Annotated in this window: 24 protein-coding genes and 2 tRNA genes; 7 read left to right on the top strand and 19 right to left on the bottom strand. The window is 63.4% G+C overall.

Features of this window, described 5'->3' with window-relative positions; all coding sequences use genetic code 11:
• Positions 1-70: 70 nt before the first annotated feature.
• The 3 genes from R2823_10330 (at position 71) to R2823_10320 (ending at position 1,047) form a co-directional block, all read left to right on the top strand.
• Entirely contained in the window at positions 71-802 is a 732-nt protein-coding gene (locus tag R2823_10330) for a hypothetical protein (protein ID MEZ5176583.1), read from the top strand.
• A 10-nt stretch (positions 803-812) separates the two neighbouring features.
• Positions 813-887: transfer RNA gene (locus tag R2823_10325), tRNA-Lys, on the top strand.
• A 78-nt stretch (positions 888-965) separates the two neighbouring features.
• Positions 966-1,047, top strand: a tRNA-Leu gene (locus tag R2823_10320).
• 54 nt (positions 1,048-1,101) lie between these two features.
• On the opposite strand, the gene rdgB is transcribed toward R2823_10320, so the two are convergent.
• From rdgB to R2823_10275, 9 genes are all read right to left on the bottom strand, one after another.
• On the bottom strand, positions 1,102-1,686 hold the full coding sequence (gene rdgB / locus R2823_10315; protein MEZ5176582.1) for an RdgB/HAM1 family non-canonical purine NTP pyrophosphatase: 585 nt from the start codon (positions 1,684-1,686) through the stop codon (positions 1,102-1,104).
• Complete coding sequence (rph, locus tag R2823_10310; protein ID MEZ5176581.1) at positions 1,683-2,384, bottom strand: ribonuclease PH; 702 nt, start codon at positions 2,382-2,384, stop codon at positions 1,683-1,685. The genes rdgB and rph overlap by 4 nt, the downstream gene beginning before the upstream one ends.
• A 15-nt stretch (positions 2,385-2,399) precedes the next feature.
• Positions 2,400-3,149, bottom strand: a complete 750-nt coding sequence (locus R2823_10305) for an MBL fold metallo-hydrolase (protein ID MEZ5176580.1) — start codon at positions 3,147-3,149, stop codon at positions 2,400-2,402.
• Complete coding sequence (locus R2823_10300) at positions 3,146-3,427, bottom strand: hypothetical protein (GenBank protein ID MEZ5176579.1); 282 nt, start codon at positions 3,425-3,427, stop codon at positions 3,146-3,148. Before R2823_10300 ends, R2823_10305 begins: the two co-directional genes overlap by 4 nt.
• A 10-nt stretch (positions 3,428-3,437) precedes the next feature.
• The gene (locus R2823_10295; GenBank protein MEZ5176578.1) at positions 3,438-4,052 is read right to left on the bottom strand and encodes a M67 family metallopeptidase; all 615 of its coding nucleotides are present in this window, start codon (positions 4,050-4,052) and stop codon (positions 3,438-3,440) included.
• Positions 4,053-4,068: 16 nt separating this feature from the next.
• On the bottom strand, positions 4,069-4,863 hold the full coding sequence (locus tag R2823_10290; GenBank protein MEZ5176577.1) for a maleylpyruvate isomerase family mycothiol-dependent enzyme: 795 nt from the start codon (positions 4,861-4,863) through the stop codon (positions 4,069-4,071).
• A 50-nt stretch (positions 4,864-4,913) separates the two neighbouring features.
• The gene (locus R2823_10285) at positions 4,914-6,785 is read right to left on the bottom strand and encodes a DUF2207 domain-containing protein (GenBank protein ID MEZ5176576.1); all 1,872 of its coding nucleotides are present in this window, start codon (positions 6,783-6,785) and stop codon (positions 4,914-4,916) included.
• Positions 6,786-6,789: 4 nt separating this feature from the next.
• The gene (locus R2823_10280; GenBank protein ID MEZ5176575.1) at positions 6,790-7,341 is read right to left on the bottom strand and encodes a LemA family protein; all 552 of its coding nucleotides are present in this window, start codon (positions 7,339-7,341) and stop codon (positions 6,790-6,792) included.
• A gap of 367 nt (positions 7,342-7,708) precedes the next feature.
• Positions 7,709-8,278, bottom strand: coding sequence for a hypothetical protein (locus tag R2823_10275; protein MEZ5176574.1), 570 nt, complete (start codon positions 8,276-8,278; stop codon positions 7,709-7,711).
• A gap of 204 nt (positions 8,279-8,482) precedes the next feature.
• On the opposite strand from R2823_10275, the gene R2823_10270 reads away from it, so the two are divergent.
• Entirely contained in the window at positions 8,483-9,577 is a 1,095-nt protein-coding gene (locus tag R2823_10270; protein MEZ5176573.1) for an ATP-dependent 6-phosphofructokinase, read from the top strand.
• Entirely contained in the window at positions 9,574-10,071 is a 498-nt protein-coding gene (locus tag R2823_10265; protein MEZ5176572.1) for a YbaK/EbsC family protein, read from the top strand. Before R2823_10270 ends, R2823_10265 begins: the two co-directional genes overlap by 4 nt.
• Positions 10,072-10,159: 88 nt before the next feature.
• Here R2823_10265 and preA read toward each other — a convergent pair whose 3' ends face one another.
• The 10 genes from preA to R2823_10215 are packed head-to-tail and all read right to left on the bottom strand — an operon-like array spanning position 10,160 to position 21,618.
• A complete protein-coding gene (gene preA / locus R2823_10260; GenBank protein MEZ5176571.1) occupies positions 10,160-11,464 on the bottom strand; it encodes an NAD-dependent dihydropyrimidine dehydrogenase subunit PreA in 1,305 nt (434 codons plus the stop codon).
• Positions 11,465-11,473: 9 nt separating this feature from the next.
• On the bottom strand, positions 11,474-12,793 hold the full coding sequence (locus R2823_10255; protein ID MEZ5176570.1) for an NAD(P)-dependent oxidoreductase: 1,320 nt from the start codon (positions 12,791-12,793) through the stop codon (positions 11,474-11,476).
• A gap of 41 nt (positions 12,794-12,834) precedes the next feature.
• Positions 12,835-13,977 (bottom strand): ABC transporter substrate-binding protein, encoded by a 1,143-nt coding sequence (locus tag R2823_10250; protein MEZ5176569.1) that lies wholly within the window; start codon positions 13,975-13,977, stop codon positions 12,835-12,837.
• A gap of 34 nt (positions 13,978-14,011) precedes the next feature.
• Positions 14,012-14,788, bottom strand: coding sequence for an ABC transporter permease (locus tag R2823_10245; GenBank protein ID MEZ5176568.1), 777 nt, complete (start codon positions 14,786-14,788; stop codon positions 14,012-14,014).
• Positions 14,785-15,585 carry an ABC transporter ATP-binding protein gene (locus R2823_10240; protein ID MEZ5176567.1) on the bottom strand — a complete coding sequence of 267 codons (801 nt, stop codon included), beginning with the start codon at positions 15,583-15,585 and terminating at the stop codon, positions 14,785-14,787. The genes R2823_10245 and R2823_10240 overlap by 4 nt, the downstream gene beginning before the upstream one ends.
• Positions 15,582-16,526 carry an ABC transporter permease subunit gene (locus tag R2823_10235; GenBank protein MEZ5176566.1) on the bottom strand — a complete coding sequence of 315 codons (945 nt, stop codon included), beginning with the start codon at positions 16,524-16,526 and terminating at the stop codon, positions 15,582-15,584. Before R2823_10235 ends, R2823_10240 begins: the two co-directional genes overlap by 4 nt.
• 4 nt (positions 16,527-16,530) lie before the next feature.
• A complete protein-coding gene (locus R2823_10230) occupies positions 16,531-18,018 on the bottom strand; it encodes a CoA-acylating methylmalonate-semialdehyde dehydrogenase (protein MEZ5176565.1) in 1,488 nt (495 codons plus the stop codon).
• Between the two features lie 23 nt (positions 18,019-18,041).
• On the bottom strand, positions 18,042-19,472 hold the full coding sequence (gene hydA / locus R2823_10225; protein ID MEZ5176564.1) for a dihydropyrimidinase: 1,431 nt from the start codon (positions 19,470-19,472) through the stop codon (positions 18,042-18,044).
• A gap of 8 nt (positions 19,473-19,480) precedes the next feature.
• Positions 19,481-20,770 carry an aspartate aminotransferase family protein gene (locus R2823_10220; GenBank protein ID MEZ5176563.1) on the bottom strand — a complete coding sequence of 430 codons (1,290 nt, stop codon included), beginning with the start codon at positions 20,768-20,770 and terminating at the stop codon, positions 19,481-19,483.
• A 5-nt stretch (positions 20,771-20,775) separates the two neighbouring features.
• On the bottom strand, positions 20,776-21,618 hold the full coding sequence (locus tag R2823_10215) for a nitrilase-related carbon-nitrogen hydrolase (protein ID MEZ5176562.1): 843 nt from the start codon (positions 21,616-21,618) through the stop codon (positions 20,776-20,778).
• Positions 21,619-21,742: 124 nt separating this feature from the next.
• Between R2823_10215 and R2823_10210 the strand changes: the two genes are divergently transcribed.
• Together R2823_10210 and ald are read left to right on the top strand one after the other, a co-directional pair.
• Positions 21,743-23,107 carry an aminotransferase class I/II-fold pyridoxal phosphate-dependent enzyme gene (locus tag R2823_10210; GenBank protein ID MEZ5176561.1) on the top strand — a complete coding sequence of 455 codons (1,365 nt, stop codon included), beginning with the start codon at positions 21,743-21,745 and terminating at the stop codon, positions 23,105-23,107.
• The gene (gene ald, locus R2823_10205; GenBank protein MEZ5176560.1) at positions 23,104-24,222 is read left to right on the top strand and encodes an alanine dehydrogenase; all 1,119 of its coding nucleotides are present in this window, start codon (positions 23,104-23,106) and stop codon (positions 24,220-24,222) included. Before R2823_10210 ends, ald begins: the two co-directional genes overlap by 4 nt.
• Positions 24,223-24,290: the final 68 nt, after the last annotated feature.

The following is a 24,290-nucleotide window of genomic DNA, read 5'->3' as shown; positions in this document are numbered from 1 at the left end:
TGACCCGTGACGATACCGTGCCCAGCCCCGCACGCACACAACTTGTCACACCGGGCCGGGATGATGAAGCATGGAGCCCGTCGTACCGCCCGAACTCCTCGCTCTCGCTGAATCATGGAAAGACCTGCACCGCTGGGAACGCAAGCAACTCGGCCTCTCCCTCCGCCGCCTTGGCCTCACTTTCTCTGAGATCCAAACACTGATCGCTGTACCAAAGTCGACATTGTCGAACTGGTGCCGCGAGGTCACCATGACGAACGCCCAGATCGAAGCCATTCGAGACCGCACCGGTCCGCATACCCAGCGAGGTATCCCCAGGGATACGCAGCGCAAGAGGCATATCGAAATCGCTTCGATCCGCCGCGACGCGTATAAGTCCGGCTACACCTACCTGAACGATGCACGGTGGGTTGGAGGTGTCGTCCTCTACTGGGCCGAGGGGTCCAAGACTCGCAACATGCTTGATCTCGCCAACTCTGACCCTGCTGCGCTGCGGTACTTCATCCGCTGGGTGCGTCGCTATCTCGACGAGAAAGCCGATTTCAAGCTCGGGCTACACCTTCATGCAGGCAATGACGAGAGTGCCGCGAAGCGGTATTGGTCGACTGAACTCGGAATGGAAGCCGCACCCTTCGGGAAGACATTCATCAAGCCTGCGGGGACCGGACACCGAAAGAACCCCTTGCCACACGGTGTGTGTCGCGTCCGAACTCGGAAGGCATCGAACTACTGGCACCAAGTCATGGTCTGGATCGATGTCGTAGCTGAAGCCCACGCTTCGCTAGATCGACCACCTTGGTAGCCTGATGAACGGGTCGCTAGCTCAATTTGGCAGCAGCAACGGACTCTTAATCCGTAGGTTCTGGGTTCAAGTCCCAGGCGACCCACGACAAGCCCCCGTATCACGGGGGCATCAACCTTCTCCCGTTGCTTGGTGACGCATCCCTGCCAGAATCGAGAGCCATGCGGGTGTGGCGGAACTGGCAGACGCGCCAGGTTTAGGACCTGGTATCGAAAGATGTGGGAGTTCGAATCTCCCCACCCGCACCGCACAGTGCCCGATCGATGGCCGGTGTGAGCCTTGGCGACGCGGTCAAGGCGCTACCCGAGATGGTCGGCGAGGAGGCGCAGCGCAACCGCACGATGCGACATCGCGTTCTTCTCCTCGCTCTCCATCTCGGCGAGTGTTCGCCCGTCGGACGGCACCTCGAACACCGGGTCATAGCCGAAACCGCTCGAACCGCGCCGCTCGGTGGTGATCACACCCTCGAGTACCCCCTCGACGATCACCTCGGCGCTCGACGGAGTGACGAGGGCGATTGCCGTCCTGAAACGCGCCGTTCGAGCGGTGACGCCCTCGAGATCTGCGAGCAGTTTTTCGACATTGTCGGTGTAGGTTGCGTCGTCCCCCGCATAGCGGGCCGTGTGGATCCCTGGATCGCCACCGAGCGCGTCAACCTCAAGCCCGGTGTCGTCGGCGACCGCGGCGTGACCGGTAGCTTCACAAACAGCACGAGCCTTGAGCAACGCGTTTCCTGCGAGCGTGTCCTGCGTTTCTTCGATGTCGGGCCACGCATGGCCGCCGATGATGACAATCGGAGGATCGAGCGCCCCGAGCACCGCCGCGATCTCGGCGATCTTGTCGTCGTTCTTCGACGCGACCACGACGCCGTGCGGTCGCTTCATCGGCGCGACTCGTTCTGGACATCGACAAGGGAGGCGATGCCCTCGCTTGCGTAGTCCATCATGGTGTCAAGCAGCGCACGATCGAACGGTTCTCCCTCGGCGGTCCCTTGTACCTCGATGATCAGGCCATCGCCGGTCATCACCACATTGGCATCGACATCGGCAGCCACATCCTCGCGGTAGTCGAGATCCAGCAGGGGCTGGCGATCAACCACACCGACCGACACCGCAGCGATGTTCGTGGTGATCGGGTTCGTCGCGATCTTGTCGTCTGCAATCCACTGGTCGAAGGCATCCGCAAGGGCGATCCAACCACCCGTTATCGATGCTGTTCGTGTTCCCCCGTCGGCCTGGAGCACATCACAATCGACCAGCGCCGTGATCGGCCCCATTGCCTCGGCATCGACGGCGGCACGCAGCGACCGGCCGATCAACCGCTGGATCTCCTTCGTACGACCACCGTTGATCGAGCTCCTGCGGATCCGGCTCGACCCTGCCCCGGGAAGCATGGCGTACTCGGCCGTAACCCAGCCCTTCCCGGACTCCCGCATCCACGGAGGCACCTGATCATCGAGTGACACCGTGCACAGGACGCGGGTCTTCCCCATCTCGATGAGCACCGAACCGGGCGTCATCTCGGTGAATCCTCGCGTGATCCTGACCTCGCGCAGCTCGTTCGGCTGCCGGTTCGTACGCATGTTCAGCTCCATTCGTCAGATTTCGAAGGTGGCGCCCCGTGCAGCGTACGAGATCGGCCCATCGAAGCTCGCACCCGCCTCGGCAACCGACAGCCACGACTCCACAAGGTGTGAGATGTGGGTCACGACGAGATGGCCGACTCGGGCCGACGCGGCCGCCTCTCCGGCTTCGCCGGCAGTGAGGTGATAGGGGTAGGTTTGGTCGTCCCTTGATCCGACCATCGTCGCTTCGCAGACGAAGAGGTCTGCATCGCGCGCGGTCGCCACCAAGTCTGGGGATGGCCCGGTATCCCCCGAATACACGATCGTTCCCGCTGCCGTCGTCACCCTCGTGATGTTGTTTGTGACTGCGTGGTGCCCGGCCCCAAACTCGAACTCGAACGGCCCGACCGTGTCGGTATCGGCAGGGCCGACCTCCCTGAAGTCGAGCACGGAGTGGAAGACATGCTCCCCGGAGGCTCCCGCAAACGCAGCGAAGAGCTCGGTCGCGCCCTGCGTCACAAACACGGGGATCGGGACATGTCCCGAGGGGCCATAGGCGAGGTAGCCATACAAGCCGAACAGATCGCTGCAATGGTCCACATGGACATGGGAGATGACGACCGCATCGAGCTGGCCGGGGTCGGTGATGGCCGCGAGCGCCATGAAGGTGCCCGGCCCTGCGTCGAGCCATACCGTGGCGCCCTCGTGCTCGATCAAGTATCCGGACGCGGGATTCGTCCGAGTCGGGGTTCCGGCCGATGATCCGAGAACCGTCAGCTTCACGGCGACCAACCCAACACACCGACCCCAACGCCGACCGCCGTCATCCAGATCACGGCACCGGCCACGCCCACCAGGGTCGGCATCATGAAGTTCGAGCGGTACCGAAACCAGGACCAGACACCCGCCACGACGAGCAGCGTAAGCAGTACGACCATGAGCCAGCCGGGCGCGATCGGTACCGAGATCAGCACGAGGAGACCGGCAAATGCCTGGAGACCGGCCCCGACATATCCGAACAGGGCGCGGTACGCCTCACGGTTGTGCTCCGAGCGGGCCATTGGCGCGAGTCTATGCCTCGACGACAAGCGACACTTCGGTGACAAGGCCGTCAACGATTCGGAACCCTCTGAGAACGGGCAGGCCCGAAACCGGCCCAACGATGAAGTGCAACCACCGACGGTCTGGTCGCATGTCGATGTCGGTCCTCGACGGGAACGCCTCCGAGCGCACATGACTGTGGAACACCCCGCCGATCGACATACCCATGGATTCTGCGAGGGTGAGCGCCCCGTGGAACTCAACCGGCGTGATCAAGAAACGGCGATCCGACGCTTCCGCGTTGGTCAGACAGAACAGGAACGAAGGCTGATTCGCCGCATCAAACGCAACCAGTCCGCATGCTTCGTCGGGATATGCCCAGTTGGCATGTTGCAACATCCCCACCGCCATCTCTCCGTGGATACGGACTCGTTCGATGCCAAGGCTCGACATGGCATCGACGAGGTCGCACGCATCGACTTCGACCCGCACACCGTATCGCCTGAAGAAGCCCGGGTTGAGGCCACCCTCGTCGTCCTGGTACACGACGGCATCGATCCCGTCAGCTGCGAGCCTTGCCACTGCGATGTCGGCTTCAGCGCGAACTCCGTACACCTGCACGGTCGCTCGGTCGGGGCTGGTCACGGGCGACGCCCCGGCGTCACACGGTGGCGCTTGCGGCGATGGAGCGAAGGCGATCAACCAGTTCGCCGTTCCCTGAGACACACGAGGGTGGAAGTGTCGCCCTCCCCCACAGCCACAGGTCAAGGGTGCTCGGGTCGGCGTTGATGACCGTATCCGGTTGCGTGTCGGGCTCAAGGATCAACGCATCCTCGTCGTAGTGGATTCCGGTCCGCGGCGAGGTGCCCACCATCGTTGCGAGGCGAACGCTCCATGTTCGCCCGTCACTTCGCAAGTCGATTCTCCCGTCAGCCGGTGTGAGGGTCGCCCACCGGGGCGCACCGATGAGCATCTCGTCGAGTATCTCGTCGACGCCATCGACAGCGAGCATTTGCGGGATCTCATGGCTTCGTCCAGCCGCGGCGAGCGCGTCCGCGGCGTGAATCGTGGTCTCGTGTGCCATCCTGCGCACCCACCAGTCCGCTCGGTGGTCGTGGGGACACCATGTCCAGGAAGGAAGCGACAGATCGGCCCGCTCGAACACCGAGATCATCTCCGAGAGGGCCCCACCGAGTGATCCGAGGTCGGCGCCGTCGTCCACATCCACCCACGGCGGCGAGCCGTCCCGGTGGTCGTCCCTGACGCTTGCGGTCTTGTGCCGGTACACCGACTCGACATGGTGGACGAGGTCGAGCACCGTCCAATCCGGACAGGTTGGCACCGGCGCATCCATGCCGGCATCGGCCGCAGACTCGATGAGGACTCGACCGTCGGAGCGGACCGCATCGAGATACTCCTCGACCGGGAGTGCGAGCGGATCAGACAGCGTGGACACCCGGCGAACCCTAGCGCCCAGTCATCTCGCCGCTTGCGGATCGGCCAGGCTCACCACGCACCGCCGCCACCCCCTCCTCCGCCACCCCCTCCTCCACCGGAGAAACCGCCCCCTCCTCCGCCGGACGACGGTGGGGTGAAGGCTCCCGACAGGGCCGAGGTGATCCCAGCGAACGCGTTCTGGGTGCTGCCCCCGGTGTACCCGTGGGTGCCGTACCAGTAGATCGAGGACGCCGATTCGAGCTCGGGCGGAGCGTGGAGCCTCGCCTGTTCGAGCACTTCTTCGGCAACACCGAGACTGATGCCGTAGATGAGGTACTGGTCCCACAGGTCGAGGGAGATCGTCGGAGCGTCGACGATCCGGGAAAAGTCCTTGAGGTACCGTTTGAAGGCGAACCATCGTTCTGCTTCGAGGGCTCCTTTGCGCGTCCGTTTGATTCGGACCTTTCGGAACAGGAGAAGCAGAACGAGGAGCCCCGTTCCGAGGGCCATCCCGAAGATGATCAGCGTCACCATCGCCTCCCCACCGGGCCGGTCGCCGAGCGTTCGCGGCAGCACGAACCACGCCGCAGCCACAAGGAGGCCCGCAACGACCACCGTGAGAACGGCGGCAATGTTGCCGGATCGGTCGAGCAAATCGGCGCGCAGTACGGCGTCGAGGACGCGACCCTGGAAGGACTCGTAGGTCGTCGCGTTCGCGGCGGCATCGTCGCGGATTCGGGAACGGAAGTCGGTGAGAGGCATCGGACCATCGTCGAGGACCCGTTTGACAACCGTGAGAACCGACTGTTCGAAATCGCGAAGACCCGTCGTCTTGTCACCGAGGCTCAACTCGAGGTCGCTGATGGTCTCCTTCCTCAGGCCACCCCATGTCGATCGGACCACCTGGGTCGGTTTGGCGTCGATCGCGCCCGCCTGAATCAGGGCGAACAGCGTTGCGGTGAACTCGTTCTCGGCAACCTTCCCCTGTGAGAGCAGCGCACCGACCTCGGCAGCATGGAGGTCGGTCGGAGGTGCCTGCTCGTAGTCCCGGTCGTAGTCGACTCTTGGCTCCCTGCCGTATCGGAGGTAGGTGAGCAGCCCAAGCCCGCCCGCGATCGCCACCATCGCTATCAAACCGATGAGCAGACCGACGCCAGCGGCCCGATTGGCATCTTCCACCTCGGATGCGAAGCGTTCCTCTTCGGCCCGTATCGCCTCAAGCCCCGGTCCCGTGAAGCGCCGAGCGCCGTCGGTCGACGACAGCAGGTCGACCGGGAACACGGCCCTGAGCTCGACCCATCGCTCGGCTGGGATGTCGTGCGCCGACAACGCGGGTGAGACACCGTCGTCGCCGAGGGTGGTCTCACCGTCGATATCGTACGGATGGCCCCACACGAGCACCTCCCCCGCGGTCGGTGACCCCGGGATCACGATCCGAGCCGTCAGGTCGTTGACACCGACCGCCCACTGGTCACCCCAGACCTGGAGATTGACATCGAGCACATCGTCGTATGCCGTGGCAACACCCGTCATCGTGTAGGCGAGCGTGAAGGTTCGGAGCGTGTCGATGGACGAATGGTGCCAAACCACCCGCACAAACGACGGGTGGATCTCGACGCCGTAGGTTCCGGGAGGGGATGAGCAACCAAGGGAAGTGCAACCGCCCAGCGTGTACTCCCCGCCAGCGTCGGAAACGACGATGTCACCGACGACCTCACCGGAACGAAGCCGGATGTCACGGTAGGCGCCGGTGAAGCTGCCGTCGAAATCGAAGGTGATCGACTCGACGACAGCGAGGGAACCGTCATCGTTGACAGTCACGACGATGTCGGCAGCATCGATCCAGAAGGACTTCGCGAACGCAGCTCCTGCCGGAAGCAGGACGAGCATGACGACGGCGACGAGAACCGCGACGAATCCGAACGGAGTTCGGTTCCGCACCCCGCTAGAAGGCGACTTCGGGAGCGGTATCGGCGGCATCCGGCGCGTCATAGAGCTCACGGGTCTTGAAGCCGGTCATCGAGGCAACGATGTTGGATGGAACTTGCTGAACCGTGTTGTTGTACATGAGCACGGTGTCGTTGTAGATCTGCCGGGCGACGGCGATCTTGTTCTCGGTGTCCGTCAGGTCGGCTTGGAGACTTGCAAAGTTCTCCGACGCTCTGAGCTCGGGATAGTCCTCGGCCACGGCGAACAGCTGGCGCAACGCCGATGTCAGGAAGTTCTCGGCTTGGGCCTGATCGGCGGGGCTTTCGGCCGCTGCTGCCGCAGCTCTTGCCTTGGTCACGCGTTCGAAGGTCTCACGCTCGTGGGATGCGTAGCCCTTGACCGTTTCCACCAAGTTCGGAATCAGGTCATATCGCCGCTGGAGCTGTACTTCGATCTGGCCCCAGGCGTTGTCGACCCGGTTGCGTTGGCCAACCAGACGGTTGTAGATGCTGATAACCAAGATGACGAGCAGGACAACGATGCCGAGCCCGAGGAGGATTCCCCACATGTGTCCATTGTAACCACAATGCAGCCGGGCGCGAAAGAACCCGGAGCATCTTCGGCGGGTGCGCCGCCGCACGGGACCGTCGTGCGGATCTCCGGGTTCCGGTGGTCCGAGTTGAAGTCGCTACCTACCTCACGAAGAGGAGCACGACCTCGCTGGTCACAGCTGGCCGGCTAGCGCTCGGCCACCTCCGGGGTCCTGCAAGAACTACACATTCCTGGACCACCTCCTTTCTCCGTAGGAGCATCGTACCACCGCGTGTCACCGACGCCACAACTGTTCGTCGCACCCCACCGCGGGGCTCTGGATCGAGAAGCGCCACGGGACTGTGACACCCGACATCCGCGGGCGCGGATGCGCGCAGTGAACCCTATCCGCAGGTGACGCTGATCGTCCCGTCGCCTACCGCGACCGGGGGCGGGTTGGTCCCGTCGTTCGGCGGCTGCATCAACATCGGACCTGAGAACGACATGCTGTCACCATCGACGGCGATGCCACTGTCCATCGCCGTGTCATCGGGGTAGTACGAGACGGGCAGGCCCTCGTCGTCGACCGTCGCCAAGCGAAGGTTGCCGAGCCATCCGTCATCGTAGAGGTTGGCTCCACCGCCGAGGGTGGTGCTGTTGTCCCCGACCCAGAAGGCGAAGGTGATGGTGTCGGGCGCGATGGTGCATTCCAACGCCGGGGACATCGTCAGGTTGAATTCCTGTCCATCGACCGAGACGGATGCTTTTCCCGGTGCTTGCACATCGACGACTTGGCCGCCGGACGCCGATCCCGCGTTGTCACCACCCGCGGTTGAGCCGGGGGCTGCTCCCGCGCCATCATCCCCACCGCCGCAACCACTGAGCACGAGGCTCGCAAGCAGAAACGGCACGAGTCCTGTCCGGATCCACCCCGACATCTTGGGTCCCGAATGGGCGTGGGCTACGATGGTCATGTGATCGGTCCCTTCAGGGACCTCGCGTTGTGCATCGTCATGGTCATCAGCATCACAATCTCCAAACATCCGCGATCGATCCGAACCTAGCGGATGTCGCGAAGGTTCTCACGGTGGGAGCAGCCGCGATGAACGGTTCGCAGCCACAGTTTCGCTGCCACCGCACCCATGTAGGGTGGCTCCGCGGCGACCACGGAGGGTTGCGTGACACAGAGCATCGGCATCTTGACTGCGGGCGGTGACTCCCCCGGGCTCAACGCTGCCATTCGCGCCATCGGCAAGTCGGCGATCCACCAGTACGGGTGGAATGTGATCGGCTTTCGCGACGGCTTCCGTGGGCTCATGCAAAACCGCATCGTTCGACTTGACAAGGACACCCTCTCCGGGATTCTCACCTCCGGGGGGACGATTCTCGGATGCGGACGCGACAAACCCCACCGAATGCGTGTCGGAGACAAGGTCATGGACATGACCGACGCGATGCTCGACTCGTTCAACCACCACGGTTTGGATGCGTTGGTGTGCATCGGAGGCGGCGGCACCCACAAGAACGCCCTTCGGCTCTCGGAGAAGGGCATGCCGATCGTGACGCTGCCAAAGACGATCGACAACGACCTGTATGGAACCGATGACAGCCTCGGATTCGACACCGCGCTCGGCATCGCTACCGAGGCCGTCGACCGCCTGCATTCAACGGCACACAGCCACCACCGAATCATCGTCGTCGAGATCATGGGCCACAACGCGGGTTGGCTCACCCTCGGCGCTGGACTGAGCGGAGGTGCCGATGTCATCGTGATTCCCGAGATTCCGTATTCGGTGGATGCGATCGCTGACGCCATCTCGATGCGCCGATCTGCCGGTTCCACCTTCTCGGTCGTCGCGGTAGCCGAGGGGGCCATCTCGAAACGGCTGACGGAGATGATCGCTGCGGTCCCCGAATCACCAGCGCGCGATGAGGCGGTCAAGCAGCTCCTCGATGAGCGCAAGACCACCGTCGAGATCGCACGAGAACTCGAGGATCTGACAGGCCTCGAGTCGCGTGTCACGATTCTTGGACATGTTCAGCGAGGGGGTGCTCCCTCACCGATGGACCGGGTTGTCGCCACCAAACTCGGCGTCGCTGCCACGGCAACCATCGCAAGCGGGACGACGGGGGTCATGGTCGCTTCGCGCGGCGAAGATGTCGCGCTCGTGCCGCTCACCGAGGTCGCTGGCAAGGTGCACCTCGTCCCGCAGGATCATCCGTGGATTCGCACGGCGCGGGCTCTTGGTGTGTGCATGGGGGACAGCCCGTGACGGAATCCCTCCGGCGACGAGTGATCGACGCCCTCGTGGACCTGAAGGCCAACTTCGACATCATGGAGTGCGACCCCGACCTTGCCGACACCGCGGCATTCTGCGAGGCGTACGACATCGCGCCCGATCACTCGGCGAACGCGATCGTGCTTGCGTCCAAACGCCCCCCAGATGTCTACGCAGCGTGTCTGGTGCTCGCGACGGACCGGCTCGATGTCAACGGCGTGGCACGACGCGAAATGGGCGTCAAGAAGGTGTCGTTCGCTGCCCCCGAGGTGTCAGCTGAGGTCACCAGCATGGTGATGGGCGGCGTCACTCCGTTCGGCCTCCCCACCGATCTTCCGGTGCTGGTCGATGCTGCCGTGCTCGACCCCACTTGGGTCGTTGTCGGTGGGGGGACGCGCGACATGAAGGTGAAGGTCGATCCCGAGGTGTTCGCCCGGATGCCGTCGGTCCGGGTCGTCGAAGGCCTCGCACGCCCGATCACCCCATGATCACCAAGTGTCCCGCTGGCTGTGCATCGAACGCTTCTGTGGGCCCGAATCCACCCTTTTGGTGGTCCGCCAACCCTGGGTACGCGGATCAGCTTCCGATGGTGAGGCCGTGCTTCGGCCTCGGGTAGAGGTCGCCGGGGGGAGCGTCGCTCGTGTACTCCACCCAGGTCATCGAGGTCGCTCCGACATCTTGCGGCACCATGGTGATGCAGTCCTTGACCGGGCAGACAAGGCTGCACAGATTGCAGCCGACACAATCGTCGTACTTGATCCACACCTCGGTCTTGCCGTCCTCCGTCGGCTTGGAACCGATGGCTTGGTGGGCACCGTCCTCGCATGCGATGTAGCAGAGCCCACACCCGATGCACTTGTCATGGTCGATGTTTGCCTTGAGGACGAAGTTGATGTCGAGGTTCTCCCAGGTCGTGAGCCGATCCACCGACCTGCCGCGGAGGTCGCTGACGCTCGCAAGGCCCTTGTCGTCGAGGTAGTTCGACAGCCCCTCATGCATCCCCTCAACGATGCGATAGCCGTAGTGCATCACGGCGGTACACACCTGGATGGTCGTCGCGCCGAGCAGGATGTACTCCGCGACATCCTGCCAGGTCTGGATACCTCCGATCCCGCTGATCGGCAGATCCGCCGTTTCGGGGTCGGCGGCGATCGCCGCGACCATGTTGAGGGCGATCGGCTTCACGGCGGGGCCGCAGTAGCCGCCATGGCTCGACATGTCGCCAACCACGGGGCGGGGAACCAACGAGTCGAGGTCGACGCCGGTGATCGAGTTGATCGTGTTGATCAGCGACACGGCATCCGCTCCCCCGTCCTTGGCTGCCCTCGCCGCGTAGCGGATGTCGGTGATGTTGGGGGTCAGCTTCACGAACACCGGTGTGGTCGCCGAGGCTTTCGCCCATGTCGTGATGTCACAGGTGTATTCGGGGACCTGACCGACCGCAGACCCCATGCCACGCTCCGACATCCCGTGGGGGCATCCAAAGTTGAGCTCGATACCGTCCGCCCCTGCCTGTTCGACCTGCTTGATGATCGTGTCCCACGCGTCCGGGTCGGATTCGACCATGAGGCTGACGATCACGACATGGTCCGGGTAGCGACGCTTGACCTCGGCAATCTCTACCAGATTGACCTCAAGGGACCTGTCGGTGATCAGCTCGATGTTGTTGAGTCCCATCATGCGGGAACCGTTGATATCAACCGACGAGTAGCGGCTGTAGACATTCTCGATCGGCTCACCGAGGGTCTTCCACACCGCACCGCCCCAACCAGCGTCGAACGCCCGGGCGACCTGATCACCGGTGTTCGTCGGTGGGGCCGAAGCGAGCCAGAACGGATTCGGTGACTCGATGCCGCAGATGTTCACGGACAGGTCTGCCATGGTGCCTCCTCAGACTCGCGAGCTTGCGCGGAGCGTGGCGTCGATGCTGCGTGCGGCAACCTTGCCGTGCTCGACCGCGTTCACGACTTCCTTCCCGCCGTTGACACAATCGCCGCCTGCCCACACGCTGGTGTTGCCGGTCCGGTGATGCTCGTCGACAATGACCCTCCCGCGTTCGTCGATCTCAACGCCGGGAAGACCACCAAGGAAGGCAGTTCGTTTGGCCTGTCCGGTTGCCCGAAGCACACGGTCGACGGGGATCGAGAACTCTGTGCCGTTGATCGTGGCGACGGAACCGTCGGGGGCGATCTCAGTGCGGATGCAGGTGAGGCCCTCCACCGAGCCGGATCCTTCGATCCGGACCGGTGTGCTCCAGTGCACGAACTCGACACCCTGTGCGAGGGCGCGGTCGACATCATGGGGGTAGCCGCCCATCTCGGCACGGCCCCGTCGGTAGACGAGGTGGACACGGGCCGCTCCCGACATCGCCGCCTGCGTTGCGGCGTCAACGGCCGTGTTCCCCCCGCCGATCACCGCGACCCGTTCACCCTGCACATTTGCCGTTCCGCTCCTGACTTCGGCGATGAAGTCGAGAGCGTCGGCGACGCCATCGAGATCCTCCCCCGGAAGGCCGAGCTCGGGGACACCACCGAGGCCCACACCCACGAAGAGGGCGTCGTGACGGCCGATCAGTTCGTCAAACGACACCTCCGCTCCGACCGTGATCCCTGATCGGAGCTCGACACCGAGGCCCCGGATGAACTCGACCTCGGCCAGCGCGGTCGCCATGTCCATCTTGTAGTTCGCGACGCCGTAGGTGTTCAAACCCCCCGGGTCGGGATTGGCGTCGTAGACGACCACCGAATGTCCGGCCTTGACGAGCTCGGCTCCCGCGGAAAGGCCAGCTGGCCCGGCTCCGATGATGCCGATCGAGGACCCCGATGGTGTCGCGATCTCGAACAGGTGGCGGCCACCGAACACGACTTCTTCGGTTCCGAAGGCTTGGAGGCGTCCGATCTGGATCGGTCGCTCGTGGAGCTCGTTGAGGACACACGCTCCTTCGCAGAGCATCTCCACCGGACACACGCGCCCACACGACGCGCCGAGGATGTTCGACGACAGGATGGTCCGGGCAGAACCGGTGAGGTCGCCGGTCGATATCCGCTTGATGAACTGGGGAACATCGATGCTTGTGGGACATGCCCGCGTGCATGGTGCGTCCCAGCACATCAGACATCGATGCGCCTCGACGAGTGCCTCGTCCCATGTCATCGTCGGCGCTGGTTGGAGCGCAGACGCCACAACGGGTCGTGGCTCGATCCGGTTCATACCCGTTCCATCCTTCCTCATCGTTCGCGGCTAGTGGACTACTAGTTGCCGCCCTCGTTCAGCACGATCTCCTTCGGCGTCCAGCCGTTGCCGTCGACATCGACACCGGCGTCCCGGAGGTTCTTGAGTGCTTCGTCATTGATGTCGGTGACATACGCCCCTTCGGTCGGCACTCCCTTGAGCACCTCCCCGTCGACAGCGTTCTTGATGGTCTGATCCCATAGGGCCGTATCCATCGTCCCGATCCCGTGCGAGGACGGCCAGATGAGATTGTTGATCTCATTGAGCATCCAGCGCTGGTGGGACTCACCGAGCGTCGGCCCGGCATCGAGCACATGTTGGACGCACGCATCGAAGTTGTCCCGACAGAACACCCATCCCCGAAGCGATGCCTCGACGAACTTCACCGCTGTCTCGCGGTACGCGGGATCGTTTGCGAGACGGTCCGCGTCGGCCCATATGGCATCTTGGAGCATCGCAGTGCCGACCTCGTTCCAGTCGATCGCGGAGAGATCCTCCGGCTGGTAGAGCTCCCCGGTGTCGGGGTTCACGGTCTCGAGGACCTGCGCGTACTCGTTGTAGGTCATGGCCTGGGCAGCATCGATGTCGCCCGAGATCAGCGCCAGCATGTCGAACTGTTGCTGGACAAGGTTGACATCGGCGAACGGATCGAGACCCGCCTGCCTGAGCCCCGCGAACAGCTCAGCTTCGTTCCCGAAACCCCAGTTCCCGACATTCTTGCCCTCGAGGTCCGAAGGTGTCGAAATGCCAGCGTCGGCAAACGAAACCTGGAGTGTGGCGGACCGCTCGAACACCTGGGAGATGTTCGTGACATCGGCGCCTTCCTCACGCGGTGCGAGGGCACGGATGGCCCACGACAGTGCAAAGTCGGCTTCACCGGAATCGAGCACCGTCGCTGGGACGATGTCGACACCACCCTCGAGGATGGTGACATCGAGGCCAGCATCCTCGTAATAGCCTTCGGCGAGAGCCGCGTAGTACCCAGCGAACTGGGCCTGGGTGAACCACTGCATCTGAAGCTTGACCGGGGTCAGCTCCATCTGGTCGTCTGCCGTGGTCGTGGTGGCATCGGTGTCGTCACTGCTACATGCCGTCGCGATGACCGCGACGATGGCCAGCACTGCAAGCCACCGAGCCATGCCTTTCCTGTTGGTCAATTGCATCGAGTCTCCTCACTCTCTCATGCCATCGCTGGCCTTACCCAACGACATCTACTTCGGGCCGCCACGGCGTGGCAAACCGCTCGAAACCTCCGCTCAGCAGGTACAGCGCAATCCCCATGGCACTTCCCGCGAGTACCGCAGCCCACGCTTCGGTGTACCTCGCCGAGGCCGCGTTCTGGACAATAAACTGCCCGAGCGCGTCCTGCCGACCCCCGAAATACTCGGCGACGATCGCTCCGATCACGGCGAGCGACGACGCAATCTTGAGTGCCGTGAAGAACAGGGGCATCGCGTTGGGAATGCGGACAATGCGGGTGATCTCCCATTTCGATGCAGCGTACGAGTGCATGAGTTCGATCTCGGTTGCACCCACCTGTGTGAGCCCCCGGGTCGTGTTGATGAACACCGGGAAGAAGACCAGCAGGACCACGATCGCCTGGTTCGAGGTCGGGGAGAGGAGTCCGTACCAGGCGTTGAAGATGGGGGCGAGCGCGATGATCGGGATCGCGTTGAGGGCAATCGCGAGCGGGGTCAGCGTCTCGTCCGCGATACGGAACCGGGAGACCAGCAGTGCCCACACAACGCCGATCAGGACTCCTGCAACGAGCCCGGTGACAACGATGTAGCCCGTGTTGCGGGTCGCGATCCAGATCACATCGATGTTGTCGATGAACGAGGCGATAATCTCGGACGGGCGAGGCAGCACGAACCCATCGGGATTGATGATGAGCAGGGTGAGCTCCCACAGCACCAGACCTCCGAGTCCGAAGACGACCGCAGGCATGACCCCCGACACCAACCGTCTGGTCATGATCCTCCCTCCTCGAACCGGAGGGCTTCACGCACCTCAGTGATCGATTCGAAGAACCCCTGCGATTCGCGGGTCTCAAGGGTGCGTTTCCCGAGGTCGATGGCGATGTCCGCAGCGATCCGTCCCGGCCTTGGGGACATCACTATCACTCGGCTCGAGAGGAAGACCGCTTCGGGAATCGAATGGGTGACGAAGACAATGGTCCTCCCCGTCTTCTCCCAGATCTCGAGAACTTCGGCCTGCATGTGCTCGCGGGTCATCTCGTCGAGCGCGCCGAACGGCTCGTCCATGAGCAGGAGCTGTGGTCGGAACGACAACGCCCTCGCGATGGCGACCCGCTGCTGCATACCCCCCGAGAGCTCCCGCGGGTAGTGATTGCCGAACTCGGGAAGTTTCACGAGGGCGAGCATCTCGGCGGCACGATCCTTGCGTTCCTGCTTGCTCCAGCCCATCAGCTGGAGTGGCAGTTCGATGTTCTGGGTGACCGTGCGCCATTCGAACAGGCCTGATGTCTGGAAGGCCATTCCGTAGTCACGGTCGATACGCGCCCGGTCCGGTGACTTCCCGTTGACTTCGATCCGTCCCCCCGTCGGGTGCGTCAGCGCCCCCATGAGTCTCAAAAGGGTTGACTTGCCGCATCCTGATGGACCGATGAGCGAAACGAACGAACCGTCCGCGATGTGCAGGTCGATGCTGTCGAGGGCATGTACCTCGTTGGGCTTGCCCCGGTTGAAGACCTTTGACACGCCGTCGATCTCCACGACATGGTGCACACCCCGGTCGAGGTCGCGACTCATTGGATCGCCGAACCTTCCTGGCGGCGTGCCATCACGAAGAACTCGGTGATCGTCACGATGCCGACCGCAACGATGCCGAGGACCGCTGCGCCGAGCACCGTTGCATACAGCCTCGGAGGACCGGTCGTGTACCGGCTTGCGTAGTCGAGGATCAGTCTCCCGAGGCCGCCCTTGACGCCCCCGGAGATCTCCCCGACGATGGCGCCGACGATCGCTGCGGTCGCCGCAAGCTTGAACGCGGCAAACAGATATGGCAGCGCCGCAGGGAGCTGAAGCTTGATAAGCGTCTGGCGTCGTGTCGCTGCGTACGAGTGCATCAGCTCCAGTGCTGCCGGATCCGCCGAGTGCAGCCCCCTGATCCCGTTCATCGCAACGGGAAAGAAGGTGAGGTAGGTGGCAATGATCGACACGGACATCCAAGGTTGCCATTCGAAGGGGAGCCAACCCATCGACTTGGAACCCCAGATCACGATGATGGGCGCGATGGCAACGAGTGGGACCGTCTGGCTCGCAACGAGATACGGTGAGATTCCGCGCTCGATCCAGCGGGATCGCAACATCACGATGGCGAGGGCAAGCCCGAGGATCACCCCCGACACGAAACCGAATGCCGCCTCGCGGAAAGTGAACAGGGACGCTTCGGCGATGAAGGCACCGAGGGGCTTGTCCGAGTTGCGCTGCGGCGGTACACCGATCTCGGCGATGATGTCTTGGATGGGCGGCATCGTGAGGTCATCCGAGCGCGGGAGGACTCGCCCGACGAGCCACCAGTCCGTCTGCGCGTCGTCGACGGCCTGCCCGAATGCCTTGTACCCGGTGTACACGAGCGCGAGGACGGCAACGAAGGCAACGAACACCACGACCCTGCGGATACCGCGCCGGACCGCCGCCTTTCGTTCGAAGCGAGCGACGGCCCGTGCTGTGTCGTCGCGCGTCGTCATCCGTTCAGAGGTTCTGCGGGAAGCCGAGGTCGATGGAACTCGTCGAGGGATCGGGCCAACGCGATGTCACGACCTTGGCCCTCGTATAGAAGTGGAAGCCCTCCGGTCCGTACGCATGGGAGTCCCCGAACAGCGAGTCCCCCCATCCCCCGAAGCTGTAGTACGCGACCGGGACCGGAACCGGCACATTGATGCCGACCATCCCTGCATCGACATCGATTTGGAAGCGCCGGGCCGCACCACCGTCCCTCGTGAAGATTGCCGTCCCGTTGCCGTAGGGATTGTCGTTGACGAGCTTGACTGCCTTTTCGTATGAGTCGACCCGGACAACGCCGAGCACAGGACCGAAGATCTCCTCGTCATAGCACGCCATACCGGGCGTCACATGGTCAAGGAGAGAGGGAGCGAGAAAGAACCCACCCGTGTCGAAACGAGGCTCGGTGCCGTCAACAACCACCGTTGCTCCTTCGTCCGGTGCGTTCTTGACGAACGACGCGACACGGTCGCGATGCTCGGCGGTGATCAGCGGACCCATGTCGGTGTCCTCTCGGATGCCGTCACCGACCACAATGCCGGGGATTCGCTCGGCAATGGCTTCGATCAACGGATCGGCGACCGCCCCGACCGCAACCACGATCGAGATCGCCATGCAGCGTTCTCCAGCAGACCCGTAGCCTGCGCTGATCGCTGCGTCCGCCGCAACACCGACATCTGCGTCGGGGAGGACGATCATGTGGTTCTTTGCCCCGCCAAGTGCCTGGACCCGCTTTCCGTTGTTGGTCCCGGTGGTGTAGACATATCGGGCAATCGGTGTCGAACCGACGAACGAGACTGCCTGGATGTCGGGGTGTTCGAGGAGCCGATCCACCGCGATCTTGTCGCCTTGCACGATGTTGAACACACCGTCCGGAAGGCCAGCTTCGGCGAGGAGGTCGGCCGCGAGGAGATTCACGCTCGGGTCCTTCTCTGAAGGCTTCAGAATGAACGAGTTGCCTGCCGCAATGGCATTGGGGTACATCCACATCGGCACCATCGCGGGGAAGTTGAACGGCGTGATGCCGGCAACCACACCAAGGGGCTGGCGCACCGAATAGACATCGATGTCCGTTGACGCCTGCTGGGAGAACCCGCCTTTGAGGTGTTCGGACAAGCCGCATGCGTATTCGATGTTCTCAAGGCCGCGCTGCAACTCGCCGAGGGAGTCCGACAGCACTTTGCCGTGCTCGGCCGTGAGCAGGGCGGCGAAGTCGTTCGCGTGGTGGTCAACGAGGTCCCGAAAGCGGTACATGATCGCGGTTCGTTTGGCGACCGAAGTCCTTGCCCACGATTCGAACGCCGCCTTGGCAACGGCCACGGCGTGATCGACCTCGTCCACCGAGGCGAGGCCGACCGTGGCGGCGGCTTCGCCTGTCGCTGGGTTGTAGACGGTGCTCGTCCGACCCGAAGTCGAGACGAACTCGGCGCCCCCGATGATGTGGTTGATCTGCTTCATGTGTGCTCCGGTGCCTCTGGGGCCTAGTGGTGAATGGACATTTTGTCGCGTGGGAGATACTGACCGTCGCCTTTGACTCCGACATACGAGTTGTTGTCGATGATCACCTTGCCACGCAGCAGCACCGTCTCGACGCGTCCTTCGACCTCCATGCCTTCGTAGGCGGAGTAATCGACATCCATGTGGTGCTGATCAACCGACTTGGTCCACGAGACACCGGGATCGAACACCACGATGTCGGCATCGGAGCCAACCGCAATGGTGCCCTTCTTCGGGAAAAGGCCGAACAGCTTGGCGGGTGCGGTGGCGCACAGCTCGATCCATCGGTTGAGGTTGATCCTGCCTCCGACCACACCACCGTGGTAGATCAGCTGGTAGCGGTCCTCGACACCAGGGAGCCCGTTCGGAATCGCCGTGAAGTCGCCGAGCCCGAGCTTCTTCTGCGTCCCGAGGACGGGATGGTCGTCCATGCAGAACGGACAGTGGTCGGTCGAGATGACCTGGAGGTCGTTGGTTGCGAGGTACCGCCACAGGGCATCTTGATGGCCCTCCGATTGTTTCCGGATCGGGGTCGAGCAGACATACTTGGCGCCTTCGAACCCGGGTGCACTCAGGTGCTCCTCGTGGGTGAGGAACAAGTACTGTGGACAGGTCTCACCGAAGATGGGGAGGCCTTCGTCCCGGGCCTTCGCGACCTCGGCAACGGCTTCTTTGGCCGACATGTGCACCACATACAGATGCGCCCCTGTCAGTTCGGCAAGCTTGATGGCGCGATGCGTCGCCTCGCTTTCGGTGATCGGTGGACGCGTCAACCCGTGGTACTTCGGGTCGGTCTCGCCGCGCTGGAGCGCCTGTTCGCGAAGGACATCGATCGCCATCCCGTTTTCGGCATGCATCATGATCAAGGTCCCGGTGTCGGCTGCCTTTTGCATGGCACGCAAGATGTCGCCGTCGTCGGAGTAGAACACCCCCGGATAGGCCATGAACAGCTTGAAGGAGGTGCAGCCCCGGTCGATCAGGACCTCCATCTCCTTGAGGGATGTCTCGTTGATGTCACCCGCGATCATGTGGAAGCCGTAGTCGATGGCACAGTTGCCGCTTGCGCGCTCCATCCAGTTGTCGAACCCGCCGACAAGGCTCTCACCCTTGGTCTGGACAGCGAAGTCGATGATCGTCGTGGTACCACCCCACGCCGCGGCTCTGGTCCCGGTCTCGAAGGTGTCCGATGCGGCCGTTCCGCCGAAAGGGAGTTCCATGTGCGTGTGCGGATCGATGCCACCCGGGATGACATACTTCCCGGTGGCGTCGATCACGGTGGCGGCATCATCGGCCCAATCGTGCGAACCGGGCGAGGCGAGCGCAGCGACGGTCTCATCGACGATGAGCACATCCGCGGCCATGATGTCCACGGCGGTGATGACGGTTCCTCCCGAGATGATGGTCTTCATGCCGATCCTCCTCTTCAGTCGATCGCTGACACGGCCGAGGCGATGATGTCGGCGGCCGTATCGATTTCGTGTTGGGTCACCGACAGGGGTGGGGCGATGCGCAGCACATTCCCGTACAAGCCCCCTTTCCCAACCAGGAGCCCTCGCTGTCTGCATTCCTCGAGGAGGCGGCTCGCGCGCCCGGCGTCCGGGTCCCCCGAACCGGGGTGGGCGGTTTCGATCGCGAGCATCAAGCCTTTGCCCCGAAGCTCGAAGATCCACGGTGTGTCTTGCGAGATCGGATACAACCGTTCGTACAGGCGGGTTCCCTGCTTGAGGCTGTTTCCCTGGAGATCATGCTCGAGGAGATACCGCAGGTTGGCAAGTGCGCCGGCACACACCAGAGGGTTGCCGCCGAAGGTCGAGATGGAGTTTGCACCGATGCAGTTCATGATGTCGGCTCGAGCGACAACCCCGCCGATCGACAGCCCGTTCCCGATCCCTTTGGCGAAGGTCATGATGTCCGGCGTGATGTCGTGGGCCTGGTAGCCCCAGAAGTACTCGCCGGTGCGTCCCCACCCGGTTTGGACCTCATCGGCGACGAACAGGATGCCGTACTCGTCGAGGATCTCCTTGAAGCGGGCGAAGAACCCGTCGGGAGGGGTTGCGAAGCCGCCGACGCCTTGGATCGGCTCTGCGATCATGGCGGCGACATCCCCCGATGTCATCATGTCGATGACCTGCTGGAGGTCGCTCGCTGCCGCAGCGGTGAATGCGTCGTCGTCGAGGTGGGCATACGGGCTCCGCGCCTTGTACGGCCCTTGGACATAATGGACCTGGAGCCCCGAGTAGCTCGTTGGCGACCACGAACGGTGGCTGGTGAGTGCCACGGCCGTGAAGCTCCGCCCGTGGTAGCTGTTGCGAAGGGCAAGCACCTGATTCGATCGCCGGAACGAGGTCGCAAGCAACATGGCTGCATCGTTCGCCTCGGTTCCTGATGGGGTGAAAAAGACACGAGCATCGGGGATCCCTGACAGCTCCGCGACCATTTCTGCGAGCTCGACCATCGGTCGGTTGAGGTACAGCGTCGAGGTGTGGAGGACCTTGGCCGCCTGCTCGTTGATCGCAGCGGTCACCTCGGGGAGTGCGTAGGCCGTCATCGTGGTGAGGATGCCGCCGAAGAAGTCGAGGTACTCGTTCCCTTCGAGGTCCCACACGGTCCGGCCATCGCCGCGATCGATCGCAATCGGCTCGTCGTAGTACAAAGCGAGCCACGACGGCATCACCGCCCTCGTGCGTTCGGTGAGTTCGGCGTGGACACCCATCGGGATCAGGCCTGAACCAGTGGATCGTATGCGTCGGGACGCCGGTCGCGGTAGAAGGCCCATGTGTTGCGAACCTCCTCGATCTTGTCGAGATCGAGGTCGCGCACCACGAGCTCTGCGTCCTTGTCGCTTGCGACATCGCCGACGAACTGGCCGCGCGGATCGACGAAGTACGAGGTGCCGTAGAAGTCGTTGTCACCGAGGTCCTCGACACCGACTCGGTTGATCGCCCCGACGAAGTACATGTTTGCTACCGCCGATGCGGGCTGCTCGAGTTGCCACAGATACGACGAGAGGCCCCGGCTCGTCGCTGACGGATTGAAGACGATCTCGGCCCCGTTGAGGCCGAGGGCCCGCCATCCTTCAGGGAAGTGGCGGTCGTAGCAGATGTAGACGCCGACCTTCCCGACGGCCGTGTCGAACACGGGAAAGTCGCTGTTGCCCGGACGGAAGTAGAACTTCTCCCAGAAGCCACCGACATGGGGGATGTGATGCTTGCGGTACTTGCCGAGATAGGTGCCGTCTGCATCGATGACCGCCGCCGTGTTATACAAGAAGCCCGCCATCTCCCGTTCATACATTGGGAGCACCATGACAAGGCCGAGCTCGGCGGCGATCTTCTGGAATCGTTGCGTGGTGGGTCCGTCCGGGATCGCCTCGGCGTACCCGTAGTACTCGATGTCCTGCACCTGGCAGAAATACGGGCCGTAGAACAGCTCCTGGAAGCAAATCACCTTGGCGCCGTCGGCTGCTGCCTTCCTTGCGTACTCCTCGTGGAGTTCGATCATCGATTCCTTGTCGCCGGTCCACTCGGTTTGGAGGATGGCTGCGCGTACGACACGACTCATCGGTGGCTCCTTGGTGTCCGTTCGTTCGGCACTTCTTCTGCGGGGCGCTGCTCCGCCACCTGCACACCATACAAAGATTCGATAGAGTTGTACAAACGCCGATTCGTACCAGACAAAGGTTGTCATGCCGTCCGCAGAGAGTCGCATCGTCGCCGCGGTTGTCGAAGCAACACCCGACGGAATCGCAAAGGCGATCGGTGTGTGCGTGTCGTCGGGTGCGCTCGCTGCCGGGACCCGGCTTCCGACGGTGCGCGACCTCGCCGGTGCGCTCGCGGTGAGCCCATCGACCGTTGGCGAAGCGTGGCAGATCCTCCGAAGACACAAGGTCATCGAGACCGATGGCCGGCGCGGCTCGTTCATACGCGACCGTACCGGTGGACCAACGACGCGGTATTGGCAGGTGCCCGTGAGGGGCGACGCGATCAGCTACGACCTGTCAAGCGGGATTCCGGATGCGTCCCTGCTCCCGAACCCCCACGACATCCTCGCCGAGCTCGACAGCACGCCGTCGGTGTCGTCCTATGTCGAGGCGCCGGTCGCCGAGGAACTCGAAGGAGAGCTTCTCCGCATCTGGCCCTTCGCCCCGGCACGAATGACGGTGCTCAATGGGGCCATGGATGCCATGGACCGCATCCTCGGGGTGACCGCACAGGTGGGGGACCTCATCGGTGTGAGCGACCCCGGCTTTCCGCCGATCTTCGACATGATCGAAACGGCTGGCGCCGTGCCGTACCCGATCGATCTCGACGGTGAGGGGCTCCTTCCCGACTCGGTCGCCGGGGCGGTCGACGCCGGCATCGGCATTTTGTTCGTCCAACCTCGCGGTCACAACCCGACAGGCGCGAGCATGACACCTCGACGCCGAGACGAGCTCCTCCCCATCCTCGAGCGATCGGGAGTCCTCGTGATCGAAGACGACCATTCCGGCATGGTGGCCGGGGCTCCGCTTGTGAGCTTCGGAGATGCCCTTCCGGATCGTGTGCTGCACATCCACAGCTTCTCGAAGTCCCATGGGCCCGACCTTCGGCTCGCTGCGGTCGGTGGACCGGCCGAACCGATCATCGCCGTCGAACGCAGGCGAAGTCTCGGCCCGTCGTGGTCGTCCCGACTATTGCAACGCATCCTCGCGGCGATGCTGGCCTCCGAAGAGGTCAACCGCTCGATCGAACACGCCGCCTCTGAGTATGCGCAGCGCCGCGCCACCTTCGTCGAGGATCTTGCCGCCCATGGAATCGAGGTCGACGACGGAGACGGACTCAACGCGTGGGTGCCTGTGGACGACGAGGCCTTCGCGGTGCCGATGCTCGCGGCACACGGCATCGGAGTCGCACGGGGCAAGCCATTCCAACTGCGCGGCGAGCAGGGCCGACATGTGCGGGTCACCACGAGTACCTACACGGAACAAGCGAGGGAGATCATCGGCCATATCGCGCAAGCAGCACGCGGAAGAATGTGGCCGGAACCCACCGACAACGGAGGAATCCGATGAATATCGGCGTCGTGACAGAGATCAAGCCGGATGAGCGGCGGGTGGCACTCCAGCCGGGAGCAGCCCACGACCTCGTCCTGCGTGGCCACTCGGTGTTTGTCCAGGCCGGGGCGGGAAGCGGCGCAGGGGCACCCGACGAGGCGTATACGGCCGCAGGCGCGATCCTCGTTGACACCGCGGAGGCCGTGTTCGACGCGGCACGACTCATCGTGCATGTCAAGGAACCCCAGCCCACGGAACTCGAGCTGCTGACCTCCGATCACATCGTGTTCACCTTCTTGCATCTCGCGGCGTACCCGCAGGTTGCGGACGGGCTGCGCGCGTCGGGAGCGACCGCCATTGCCTATGAGACCGTTGAGGTCCGAGGATCGCTCCCCCTGCTCGCACCGATGAGCCACATCGCTGGCAGGTTGTCGACCCAGGTCGGCGCCCACCATCTGATGGCACCACACGGTGGGCGCGGCGTGCTCCTCGGCGGGCATGCTGGCGTACCGAGGGGTCGCGTCGTTGTGATCGGCGCCGGTTCCGCTGGCCTCAACGCCATCGATGTCGCCGTTGGTCTTGGTGCCCAGGTGACGGTCCTCGATGTCAACCTCCAGGCGCTCGAGCGCGTGATCGACCACTGGGGATCACGGGTGTCAACGGACTATTCGACCCGATCGTCGGTCAACGAGTGGGTGAGCCAGGCCGACCTCGTGATCGGAGCCGTACTGGTTGCCGGTGACCGGGCGCCGGTTGTGGTGACGAAGGACATGCTTGGCGACATGCACGACGGTTCGGTGCTCGTCGACATCTCGATCGACCAGGGAGGATGCTTCGAGACCAGCCGGGAGACCACCCACCACGAGCCGACCTATGTCGTCGACGGTGTGGTCCACTACGCGGTCGGGAACATCCCCGGATCGGTTCCGGTCACCGCGTCGAGGGCGCTGTCGAATGTGACCCTGCCCTATGTGCGGGCCCTCGCCGACGGTGTCCCAACGGCTGTGGAACGCCTCCCGGAGCTCGGGGGCGGGGTGAGCGTCGTTGCGGGCGCCATCACGAACGAAGCTGTCGCCCACGCCCTCAACGCCGAGTTCGTCGACCCCCGCGTTGCACTCGGCATCGCTTCGTAGGCTGCGAGCCGAACATGATTGGCCCCGTCCAGTGGTACCGTTTATTCCGAAACGGAACCGTACCGTAT

The organism is Acidimicrobiia bacterium (assembly GCA_041393965.1).
Lineage (GTDB): Bacteria > Actinomycetota > Acidimicrobiia > Spongiisociales > UBA5794 > UBA5794.
The sequence above is the reverse complement of the archived record's forward strand: the minus strand, read 5'-3'. Positions and strand labels throughout refer to the sequence as shown.

What these genes read in the sequence shown, in the direction of transcription:
- R2823_10330 (MEZ5176583.1), top strand. Translation starts at nt 71, where the DNA reads ATGGAGCCCGTCGTACCGCCCGAACTCCTCGCTCTCGCTGAATCATGG.
- rdgB (MEZ5176582.1), bottom strand. Translation starts at nt 1,686, where the DNA reads ATGAAGCGACCGCACGGCGTCGTGGTCGCGTCGAAGAACGACGACAAG.
- rph (MEZ5176581.1), bottom strand. Translation starts at nt 2,384, where the DNA reads ATGCGTACGAACCGGCAGCCGAACGAGCTGCGCGAGGTCAGGATCACG.
- R2823_10300 (MEZ5176579.1), bottom strand. Translation starts at nt 3,427, where the DNA reads ATGGCCCGCTCGGAGCACAACCGTGAGGCGTACCGCGCCCTGTTCGGA.
- R2823_10280 (MEZ5176575.1), bottom strand. Translation starts at nt 7,341, where the DNA reads ATGTGGGGAATCCTCCTCGGGCTCGGCATCGTTGTCCTGCTCGTCATC.
- R2823_10275 (MEZ5176574.1), bottom strand. Translation starts at nt 8,278, where the DNA reads ATGACCATCGTAGCCCACGCCCATTCGGGACCCAAGATGTCGGGGTGG.
- preA (MEZ5176571.1), bottom strand. Translation starts at nt 11,464, where the DNA reads ATGGCAGACCTGTCCGTGAACATCTGCGGCATCGAGTCACCGAATCCG.
- R2823_10255 (MEZ5176570.1), bottom strand. Translation starts at nt 12,793, where the DNA reads ATGAACCGGATCGAGCCACGACCCGTTGTGGCGTCTGCGCTCCAACCA.
- R2823_10250 (MEZ5176569.1), bottom strand. Translation starts at nt 13,977, where the DNA reads ATGCAATTGACCAACAGGAAAGGCATGGCTCGGTGGCTTGCAGTGCTG.
- R2823_10245 (MEZ5176568.1), bottom strand. Translation starts at nt 14,788, where the DNA reads ATGACCAGACGGTTGGTGTCGGGGGTCATGCCTGCGGTCGTCTTCGGA.
- R2823_10240 (MEZ5176567.1), bottom strand. Translation starts at nt 15,585, where the DNA reads ATGAGTCGCGACCTCGACCGGGGTGTGCACCATGTCGTGGAGATCGAC.
- R2823_10235 (MEZ5176566.1), bottom strand. Translation starts at nt 16,526, where the DNA reads ATGACGACGCGCGACGACACAGCACGGGCCGTCGCTCGCTTCGAACGA.
- R2823_10230 (MEZ5176565.1), bottom strand. Translation starts at nt 18,018, where the DNA reads ATGAAGCAGATCAACCACATCATCGGGGGCGCCGAGTTCGTCTCGACT.
- R2823_10220 (MEZ5176563.1), bottom strand. Translation starts at nt 20,770, where the DNA reads ATGGGTGTCCACGCCGAACTCACCGAACGCACGAGGGCGGTGATGCCG.
- R2823_10215 (MEZ5176562.1), bottom strand. Translation starts at nt 21,618, where the DNA reads ATGAGTCGTGTCGTACGCGCAGCCATCCTCCAAACCGAGTGGACCGGC.
- R2823_10210 (MEZ5176561.1), top strand. Translation starts at nt 21,743, where the DNA reads ATGCCGTCCGCAGAGAGTCGCATCGTCGCCGCGGTTGTCGAAGCAACA.
- ald (MEZ5176560.1), top strand. Translation starts at nt 23,104, where the DNA reads ATGAATATCGGCGTCGTGACAGAGATCAAGCCGGATGAGCGGCGGGTG.